The organism is uncultured Thiocystis sp. (assembly GCF_903866365.1).
GTDB lineage: Bacteria > Pseudomonadota > Gammaproteobacteria > Chromatiales > Chromatiaceae > Chromatium.
Map to the genome: position 1 here is coordinate 1 of NZ_CAIPNF010000076.1, position 7,008 is coordinate 7,008.

Genomic DNA, 7,008 nt, shown 5'->3' on the forward strand with positions numbered 1-7,008 from the left:
AGACGAACACTGGGACGCCTGCCTCGACGTGCTCAAGGAACGTCCGCGCCGCCGTCGCTTGCAAACCGTTCCGGCCAGGGTCATGCAGATGATGAACTCACAAGTGCGTCAACGGTGCGGTTAAGTTGGCGCTTATGGGGCAGACCCCTGTCGTTGTAGGTGACATGCTCGCGGACGCCATCCGGCAAACGAGTATCGATGACACGGTCCATGGCGTCGTAAAGCGTGTCGGTGCGGAAGGCTGACGTAGACGTTGGGGAGAGGTCGCTGACCGTCTTGACCAGCCAACTCATCCTGCCCCGTTCGTCATAGGCTCGATACTCCGCCCCCGAGCGGTCTTCGACAGAGGTCAACTGCCCCAGGGGCCAGGTAGTGGGCTGAGAGGCGTCGATCGCCGTCGCGGGCGCTGGCACGGCAAGATCGTAATGATAGGTGACCAGGGGACCGGTGTCGTCGCGCTCGCTCAGGAGGCGGTTGGCACCGTCGTAAGCCTTGCGCACCCGTTGTCCGGCGGCATCCAGGGTCTCGATCAGGTTGCTGGCAAGGTCGTAGGTGTAGAACACCTCGCCCCGGTCCAGGTCGTGCATGTAGACCTTGCGCCCGAGTCCGTCGAAACGGAACCATTTATGGTTGTCCTGGCTATCCTGGATGTGGACCAGTTGATCGTTGAGGTCGAAGGCGTAGCGGGTGTGCCAGGTCTCGGGCTGGGCCTGGCGACCGTCACCCGCATTCCACACCCTTTCGTCCACGCCGATCAGTCGCCCCAAGCCGTCAAAGCGGCGAATCGATGGGGTGCCCAGATGCGGTTGACTCGGATCGGCGCTCGCCAGCGCCTCCTCATCGAAGACCCATTGCGCGAGGGGAAGATGATGGGTGCGGATCTCGGCGCGCCGCGCGTTGGGTTCGGCTGTCTCGGGGGGCAGGCGGGTGCGGATCTCCCGACCGGTCGCATCGTAGGTGAATTCCGTTGCATAAACGGGCTCGGCGGGATCGCACTGAACAGCGGACGACAGGGGTGGCGGAACGAAGGTCGTACCTTGTTGGCAATAGGGTTGATAGATCGCCAGCGGTTGACCGGTCTGACCGTATCGCGTGGCCTTGCGGGCGATGAACTGGCCATCGACGGCGTCCTCTTCGAGGCTCACCAGGGCATGACCCGCTCCGTCCACATAGGCAACCTGGGTGAGGGTGTCGGACTCCCCCGAGCGCTCGCGCGCCTCGGTGCGGACGGAACTGGCGATGGCGCCGATCCGGCCGTCGCGTTGCTGGAGTTGCCCGGTGCGATCATAGTCGTAGAGAAGGCCGCGATGGGGATCGGCCAGGGTGTAGGCGAACAGGTTGGTGGGCAGGGACTCGCTGTCGCCGGGGCGAACCAGCGCGGTCAGCCGGCCGAAGCTGTCGTAGAGATAGTCGGTGGCGTGTCCGTTGAAATCGATGCTGCGGGTGATGACGCCCAACCCAGGCGAGACGGCGGCGGAATCGTCGCTGGCCGGGCGCTGGTATTCGACTTGCACCGCCAGCTCGGGGACGGGCGCGTTCTGGTCCAGGTAGATGCGCTCTTCGACGGGGAGGGCATGGAAGTCCGGGTCGTAGGTGATCCGGCGAACATGGCCGCGCGCAAGATCCGGCTGGCCGGCGGAGGATTGTCCGAGCGGATCCATGATCCAGGTGACATTGCCCCAGTCGTCGTAGCCCTTGCGCTCGGCGTCGATCCATTCCGGCGTGTCCGGGCGCGGATCGCCGGGCCGGGTCAGATCGGCGATCTCCTCGGCGTTGCGCGGTTGCGCGTGCAAGGGCGGCAGGGGTTGCTCGCCATCGCGCAGGCGCTGCTCCACGCGCGTGACCAGCCCGCGCGAACCGAGCTGGCCCAGCGGCAGCCCCTCAAAATCGGGGCCGTCGTAGTAATAACGGGTCTCGCTGGCGAAGCGCCCTTCGGCGTCCTCTACCCTCTCCCAGAGTGGGCGATCGAGCATCCAATGGGCGATGCGCCCATCCTGCTCAGGCGGCACTAAGAAGGCGCGGCGGGTGACGCGCTCGTCGGGTTGGGCGGCGGGGTCTTCAATGACGCCGAGATCGCGTTCAAGGATCCGGTTGCCGTCGTTGTCGTAGTCGAATTCCTGGCGGGTTTTGACCGGCGGTTGGTCCTGAACCAGAGCCGCGGGATCAGACAGATGCTCGCGCAGCCAACCATTGGCCTCGGGCAATTCCGTCTCGGTGGCGTTCAGCACCGCCCAGCGCACGGATTGCGGGCTGTCTGGATCCGAGGCGCCGAGCCGCCCGGACGGCGCGGTCGCGCCCTCCGGGCGGTACAGGGCGCGAATCGACCAGGTACTCGAGGTGCGGCTGTAAACGTAACGATCCGGTGTGCATCGCGAGGCCTCGGGACTGAAGGCACCCTGATCGAAGGCCGCCCACGCGGCATCGGCGGCGCAGCGGTCGAAGCGTGCGTGCGGCTCTCCGCCGCCGAGTACCCCGCCGTCGATCTCCTCGACCCAAACCGGCTTGCCCTTGAGTGGCGCTTCCTCGCGTCCCTGGAGGCCGAGGGGTTTTCCCGCCACCAGGTCTTGACAGGGCGACGCCTGCTCCGTGCAAGACTCGTCAATCAATCGAGGTCCAGTGTCGTCTGGTCGTGTCTCGTCGTTATCCAGCCCATCGGGCGCGCCGGTCATGAAGCGATAGCGGGTCACCGCCGTGGCCGCGCCGAGATGGTCAAGCCCGGTGCCGGTAAGTGGCCCGGTTGCGTCGTTCAGGTCATCGCCCCAGGTGATGCGTTGGGCATAGGCGAAGCCGCGGAACTGGCGCTCTTCGCCGTCGTAGTAGCCATCCCGATAGTCGAAGGTGCTCACCGACCGGTCGGGCTGGCCGTCGCCATTGCGGTCGAGTCCGAGGTCGTCGATCACGCCCGAGACCACCCAGACCGGCATTGGCAGCGTGGTGGACCACGGGGCCTCAGCCGCTTGCGCCCGCAATAGATCCTCGGTGGAGGAGCGGTAGCGGATGAATGTGCGCTTGCCGATGCCGTTGTCGATGACCTGCAACAGTCCCGGTTTCTGACCGGACAGGAAGCTGAGGAACTGATCGCCCTCGGTGCCGGCGCGTTGATGAAACAGCAGTCCAGCGCCGCCGGTGCCGAGCAGATCGACGGCGAAGACTCGGGTGGGGTGGTCGCGATCATGCGGCGTGTAGGTTGGGGTGCCGGGAATCTCGTAGGGTCCGCGCAAGGCCGCGCCGCCCTGATTCATCCACAGGGCCACCGACCGATCGCGCACCTGCACCAGATCGGTCAGGCCATCGCCATCCACGTCGATCCAGTGCAAGGACTGGGCGGCCTGCTCGTCATCGCCCCACAGCCCCGTTGCGTCCAGTTCTGTACCGATCGGCTTCCCGGCAACCGTGATCGCCTCGAACACCTGCTCCTCGCCCCAGCGCACCGGCCCCACCATCGGTCGCCAGTAGACCCGCAGTTGTCCCGTTCCCTGAGATTCCAAACGCACCAGATCAAGCAGGCGATCGCCGTTGAGATCGACCAGCCGCACCCAGGGACTCTCAAGGCCATATCGCTGTTGATCGGCTCCTCCAACCCAGTCCTGGCGTCCGACAGAATGCCAGCGGCCATCGGCGGTCACCACATAGCCCTGGAGGCCCGAGCCATTGCTCACCAGCACATCGGTGCGCTTGTCGAAATTGAGATCGATGAGGCGCACGGCCGGCCCGCTCAGCGACAGGTCATAGGGTGTCCAATGGCTGCGTGGCGTGTCATCGAACCCATTTGGTTTCGGTTTCGTCCCGTTCGGGTCGCGCGGCTGGCCGGGGTCGTGAGCATTGGGGTAAATCCGGGTTTCCGGCTGTCCGACGGTCATCCGCGTCGCCAGATCGGCTAGACCATCGCCATTCAGATCCGCGAGCACGCCCTGACCTTCGCCGAGTTGGATCCCATTCACGGGTTTGCAGAAGGATGTGGCGTTGCAGGGCTTAAAAGGATCGAAGCGACCGGCGCCCCGATTGATAGCGATCCGCCAAGCGCCCTGATTCCGTTCCCGCCGGGTATCCAGAAGATCGGGGAGGCCATCGCCATTCAGGTCGACGAACTGGACCGCGTCGCTGTCCAGCGGGAGGTGCTGGGTCACCGGGATGAGGCGCCAACCGACCTTCAGCGGATCGGTCTCGGCCTCAAAGGACTTCACCCACTGGGCGCCCAGCGCTTGGCGGCTGGGTTCCTGGATGCGGTGGCTGTCGCCGAGATCCAGCTCGGAATACCCGAAACGCAGCGCGGGCAGCGGTTGTCCCGGTCGAGCCTCTGGATTGTCCGGGTTGCGGCTGCGGCTGTGGTCGTATTGGGTCACCGCCTGAAGGAGCGAGATCGCTGAGGGGACCACCCGCGATGAACCAGAGGCCTGAGTCCCCGGTTGAGCCCAGACGCCGTCCTGGGGTTCGTAGCTCAGGACATAGGCGCGCAACCGCTCGGTGCGTCCGCCACGCAGACTGTAGATGGCGATCTCGTGACAGCGCTGACCCAAGACCTGCGCAAACCCGGCCCGGTTGTCCAGCAAGGCGTCTGGACGCCGTTTGTAATAGAACTGGACGACCTGGGCCTGGTCGGGCTTCCCCGCGGCGTAATAGCGTACTTTCGACAGATAGGCGACACCCGGAGAGTCCTGGGAGGTCGTATAGTCAGAGTCCTGGATGGTCTCGTAGTCGTATTCGATGCGGTTGCCGTTCGGGTCTTCGGAGGCCGCCTCATACCAGGTATAGGTGGCATCGAACGTCCCACAGCCGTCCTGGGGGTTGGTCTTATGCGCAACGGCGCAGCCTGCGGCATGGCCCTGAGGGTCGCGACCGAGCCAGTGCTTGACGCCGTTGGGATCTTCCACCAACCAGTGGTCGATAGCACCCCCAGGCTTCGATAACTGGGGCGTGAAACGGCGGAATTCGCCCTCGTTCTCGACTCGGAAACTACCATCCGGCAGCGGCACCAACTCCTCGCCGCCGAAGACGAAGGTATCGCTGGCGTCATACTCCGGAAAGCCCTTCTCGACCTGGCGCGCGATCACCAGCGGTCCGCCTCCGAGACTCCAGCCAGGGCCGAAGGGCGAATTGCCAGCGCCCGAGTCGTAGCTCAGTTCCAGCTTGGGCGCGAAACCCGCCGCAGCAGGAGGCAGGCTCAGGGGGACGCTGTAGGTGAAGGTGCCGGTGTTGAGGTGGGGTTGGAAGGATTTGCCGAGACCTTCAATGGAGCCGGGACCTTTGGGGAGGGAGAGGATCGATGGGTTGACACGTGCCGTATGCTGATCTGCCGCCCAGCCGAAACTCGGCAAGCATGCAACGACCAGTAGCAACGCGCTAAACCAGTGCCTCATGAGTGCTATCAAGCTCAACTGTTTGAGCGAGCAGGGTCAGTAAACAATAAATCGAATTCCACTATTTTAAGGGGGGAGTTGGAGTGTCAGTGGGTAAGGCTGTTCCCGTCGGACAACAAACATGACGTAGTCTTCCACTCTGAAAAGTAGTCCCAACCATTACCATTGACGAAGGACACCAATCGCTACTTTCTCTAACTGTGCAGACGTCATTGTTTCCGGTGTTGATGTCGACAGGCATCACGTTTTCGACGGTTGTCACCTGAATTGTTTTAAACCACTGATTGTCTGGTTCTCGCCACAATTGAAAGGTATCGTAATTTAGAGCCAACCCATGAAACCGCATCCAATGGTTATCATCGCGGGCGCGCAGCATCTTTGCCCGCTCCGCCATCTTGACCGCCACGGTTCCATTCGCCAGACCCGTTTTCAGCGTTGACAGCTCTGTTTTAACCGTCGCAAGTTCGGTCTTCATGCCATTGACGAGCTCTGTTTTAACCGTCGCAAGTTCGGTCTTCATGCCATTGACGAGATTGGTGAGATCAGCGATCTGTTGTTCGAGTGCTGACCGTGTGAGACCGCCGAGCGATTCGGCTTGCGCTGCCTGATCCGCTCGTGTTGCCGATTGTGCATGATCCGCTTCCTTCGCACGTAATGCTCCCAACGCCGGGGAATATTCGATGCGGGGGTTGAGTGAATATGACTTCCCATCTCCTGTCTTGACCTTCACTTCCAAATACTGCTTCTCCCTCCAATCAACAGTGTTAGGGAAGGGGGTCTTGCCGCCGAGCAACACCGCAAAGCGACCCTGTATCAAAGTGACGCCTGTTTGTTCTTCAAACCACAACCGCCCACCATCGTTCGGCGCCGCATAGAGCTCAAAAGTCAGCGTTCGTGGACCTTCCAGTGGCGCTCCGTCTGGCCCCAACAATTCGCCCGTGAGCGGCAGGACTGGAGTTGCTGCGATGGCTAACAACCAAGCGGGCCACAACGCGGCTCCAGTGACCAAGCTTGCGATACGTTTCTTCATTCGAGGTTGACCCAGCTAGGTTCATGATGATGGATGTTTGGGAAAGCCCTTCTCGACCTGCCGGGCGATCCGCAGCGGGCCGCCGCCGAGGCTCCAGCCAGGACCAAAGGCGGATTTGCCAGCGCCCGAGTCGTAGCTCAGTTCCAGCTTAAGCGCAAATCCCGCAGCGGCGGGAGGCAGATTGAGCGGGACACTGTAGGTGAAGGTACCGGTGTTGAGGGAAGGACTTTCCAAGGCCCTCGATCGAGCCGGGGCCTTTGAGGAGGGAGACAAGCGTGTATTCCAGGCCCCGAGTATGAGACGTTTGAGCGAGGCCCAGACCTGACAGAAAAATCGCAATGATAATTCCGATTATTGCCGCTTCTCTGAACATCGTTATTATTTAGACAAAGTTGTCATTGTGACACAGCCCAGACTTGGTAACGAATATTTCCCGGTCGCCCAAGAACGCCATCTCCCATCACAGTCGATTCTACAGTCACATTATTTCCACTAATCTCCTGAACCATAATAAGTACTTCAACAGAATTAACTGTAGAAAGCCACTAATTATTAACTTGGCTATAAAAAATACAAACCGCTATCGATTAAATTAACTCTAATAATAAACTTAATTATAAT

At 61.7% G+C, this 7,008-nt stretch carries 3 protein-coding genes; all 3 read right to left on the reverse strand.

Going from position 1 to position 7,008, the window contains the following annotated elements; translation table 11 throughout:
- Window positions 1-80 precede the first annotated feature (80 nt).
- Window positions 81-5,357, reverse strand: a complete 5,277-nt coding sequence (locus tag QZY07_RS05070; protein WP_295400316.1) for a toxin TcdB middle/N-terminal domain-containing protein — start codon at window positions 5,355-5,357, stop codon at window positions 81-83.
- Window positions 5,358-5,418: 61 nt separating this feature from the next.
- Window positions 5,419-6,387, reverse strand: coding sequence for a hypothetical protein (locus QZY07_RS05075; RefSeq protein WP_295400317.1), 969 nt, complete (start codon window positions 6,385-6,387; stop codon window positions 5,419-5,421).
- 21 nt (window positions 6,388-6,408) lie between these two features.
- The gene (locus tag QZY07_RS05080; RefSeq protein ID WP_295400319.1) at window positions 6,409-6,621 is read right to left on the reverse strand and encodes a SpvB/TcaC N-terminal domain-containing protein; all 213 of its coding nucleotides are present in this window, start codon (window positions 6,619-6,621) and stop codon (window positions 6,409-6,411) included.
- Between the last annotated feature and the right edge of the window lie 387 nt (window positions 6,622-7,008).

Excerpts from the sequence above, each read along its gene's own strand:
- QZY07_RS05070 (WP_295400316.1), bottom strand. The coding sequence starts at position 5,357 with ATGAGGCACTGGTTTAGCGCGTTGCTACTGGTCGTTGCATGCTTGCCG.
- QZY07_RS05075 (WP_295400317.1), bottom strand. The coding sequence starts at position 6,387 with ATGAAGAAACGTATCGCAAGCTTGGTCACTGGAGCCGCGTTGTGGCCC.